This is a genomic window from Streptomyces sp. NPDC006655 (assembly GCF_040703965.1).
In the GTDB taxonomy this organism is placed as follows: Bacteria; Actinomycetota; Actinomycetes; order Streptomycetales; family Streptomycetaceae; genus Streptomyces.
The window spans coordinates 1-3,232 of sequence record NZ_JBEYJU010000207.1 but is presented as its reverse complement, the minus strand read 5'-3'; the positions used below and the strand labels follow the sequence as shown (position 1 = coordinate 3,232).

Annotated in this window: 1 rRNA gene; it reads left to right on the top strand. The window is 56.7% G+C overall.

The features are described 5' to 3' along the window. Positions 1–105 precede the first annotated feature (105 nt). Positions 106–3,210 (top strand): 23S ribosomal RNA (locus AB0958_RS44390). Positions 3,211–3,232: the final 22 nt, after the last annotated feature.

Sequence of the window (3,232 nt, the reverse complement as noted above, 5' to 3'; positions counted from 1 at the left end):
TGAAACGTCCCTCGATGCCGGCCCCAGTGAACTCCAGGTTTTGGTCTGGGGGTGATGGGTGGCTGGTCGTTGTTTGAGAACTGCACAGTGGACGCGAGCATCTGTGGCCAAGTTTTTAAGGGCGCACGGTGGATGCCTTGGCACCAGGAACCGATGAAGGACGTGGGAGGCCGCGATAGTCCCCGGGGAGTCGTCAACCAGGCTTTGATCCGGGGGTTTCCGAATGGGGAAACCCGGCAGTCGTCATGGGCTGTCACCCGCTGCTGAACACATAGGCAGTGTGGAGGGAACGAGGGGAAGTGAAACATCTCAGTACCCTCAGGAAGAGAAAACAACCGTGATTCCGGGAGTAGTGGCGAGCGAAACCGGATGAGGCCAAACCGTATGCGTGTGAGACCCGGCAGGGGTTGCGTATACGGGGTTGTGGGATCTCTCTTTCACGGTCTGCCGGCCGTGAGACGAGTCAGAAACCGTTGATGTAGGCGAAGGACATGCGAAAGGTCCGGCGTAGAGGGTAAGACCCCCGTAGCTGAAACATCAGCGGCTCGTTTGAGAGACACCCAAGTAGCACGGGGCCCGAGAAATCCCGTGTGAATCTGGCGGGACCACCCGCTAAGCCTAAATATTCCCTGGTGACCGATAGCGGATAGTACCGTGAGGGAATGGTGAAAAGTACCCCGGGAGGGGAGTGAAATAGTACCTGAAACCGTGTGCCTACAAGCCGTGGGAGCATCCTTGTGGTGTGACTGCGTGCCTTTTGAAGAATGAGCCTGCGAGTTTGCGGTGTGTTGCGAGGTTAACCCGTGTGGGGTAGCCGTAGCGAAAGCGAGTCCGAACAGGGCGTTTGAGTAGCACGCTCAAGACCCGAAGCGGAGTGATCTAGCCATGGGCAGGTTGAAGCGGAGGTAAGACTTCGTGGAGGACCGAACCCACCAGGGTTGAAAACCTGGGGGATGACCTGTGGTTAGGGGTGAAAGGCCAATCAAACTCCGTGATAGCTGGTTCTCCCCGAAATGCATTTAGGTGCAGCGTCGTGTGTTTCTTGCCGGAGGTAGAGCACTGGATAGGCGATGGGCCCTACCGGGTTACTGACCTTAGCCAAACTCCGAATGCCGGTAAGTGAGAGCGCGGCAGTGAGACTGTGGGGGATAAGCTCCATGGTCGAGAGGGAAACAGCCCAGAGCATCGACTAAGGCCCCTAAGCGTACGCTAAGTGGGAAAGGATGTGGAGTCGCAGAGACAACCAGGAGGTTGGCTTAGAAGCAGCCACCCTTGAAAGAGTGCGTAATAGCTCACTGGTCTAGTGATTCCGCGCCGACAATGTAGCGGGGCTCAAGCGTACCGCCGAAGTCGTGTCATTGCAGCATAACGGCCAACGCCGGCTGTGATGGGTAGGGGAGCGTCGTCTGCCGGGTGAAGCAGCACCGGAAGGTAGTTGTGGACGGTTGACGAGTGAGAATGCAGGCATGAGTAGCGATTCACACGTGGGAAACGTGTGCGCCGATTGACTAAGGGTTCCTGGGTCAAGCTGATCTGCCCAGGGTAAGTCGGGACCTAAGGCGAGGCCGACAGGCGTAGTCGATGGATAACCGGTTGATATTCCGGTACCCGCTGTGAAGCGTCAAACATCGAACCCATTAATGCTAAGGCCGTGAAGCCGTTCCGGACCCTTCGGGGAAAGGAAAGTGGTGGAGCCGCTGACCCAAGGTGGTAGTAGGTGAGTGATGGGGTGACGCAGGAAGGTAGTCCAGCCCGGGCGGTGGTTGTCCCGGGGTAAGGGTGTAGCCCGTCATCTAGGCAAATCCGGATGACATGAGGGTGAGACCTGATGCCGAGCCGATTGTGGTGAAGTGGATGATCCTATGCTGTCGAGAAAAGCCTCTAGCGAGTTTCATGGCGGCCCGTACCCTAAACCGACTCAGGTGGTCAGGTAGAGAATACCGAGGCGTTCGGGTGAACTATGGTTAAGGAACTCGGCAAAATGCCCCCGTAACTTCGGGAGAAGGGGGGCCACACTTGGTGATCCAATTTACTTGGTGAGCTGGGGGTGGCCGCAGAGACCAGCGAGAAGCGACTGTTTACTAAAAACACAGGTCCGTGCGAAGCCGTAAGGCGATGTATACGGACTGACGCCTGCCCGGTGCTGGAACGTTAAGGGGACCGGTTAGTCACATTTCGGTGTGGCGAAGCTGAGAACTTAAGCGCCAGTAAACGGCGGTGGTAACTATAACCATCCTAAGGTAGCGAAATTCCTTGTCGGGTAAGTTCCGACCTGCACGAATGGCGTAACGACTTCTCGACTGTCTCAACCATAGGCCCGGTGAAATTGCACTACGAGTAAAGATGCTCGTTTCGCGCAGCAGGACGGAAAGACCCCGGGACCTTTACTACAGTTTGATATTGGTGTTCGGTTCGGCTTGTGTAGGATAGCTGGGAGACTGTGAAGCATTAACGCCAGTTAGTGTGGAGTCGTCGTTGAAATACCAGTCTGGTCGTGCTGGATGTCTAACCTGGGTCCGTGATCCGGATCAGGGACAGTGTCTGATGGGTAGTTTAACTGGGGCGGTTGCCTCCTAAAGAGTAACGGAGGCGCCCAAAGGTTCCCTCAGCCTGGTTGGTAATCAGGTGTTGAGTGTAAGTGCACAAGGGAGCTTGACTGTGAGACCGACGGGTCGAGCAGGGACGAAAGTCGGGACTAGTGATCCGGCGGTGGCTTGTGGAAGCGCCGTCGCTCAACGGATAAAAGGTACCCCGGGGATAACAGGCTGATCTTCCCCAAGAGTCCATATCGACGGGATGGTTTGGCACCTCGATGTCGGCTCGTCGCATCCTGGGGCTGGAGTCGGTCCCAAGGGTTGGGCTGTTCGCCCATTAAAGCGGTACGCGAGCTGGGTTTAGAACGTCGTGAGACAGTTCGGTCCCTATCCGCTGTGCGCGTAGGAGTCTTGAGAAGGGCTGTCCCTAGTACGAGAGGACCGGGACGGACGAACCTCTGGTGTGCCAGTTGTTCTGCCAAGGGCATGGCTGGTTGGCTACGTTCGGGAGGGATAACCGCTGAAAGCATCTAAGCGGGAAGCCTGCTTCGAGATGAGGACTCCCACCCACTTGATGGGGTAAGGCTCCCAGTAGACGACTGGGTTGATAGGCCGGATCTGGAAGCCAGGTAACTGGTGGAGGTGACCGGTACTAATAGGCCGAGGGCTTGTCCTCAGTTGCTCGCGTCCACTGTGTT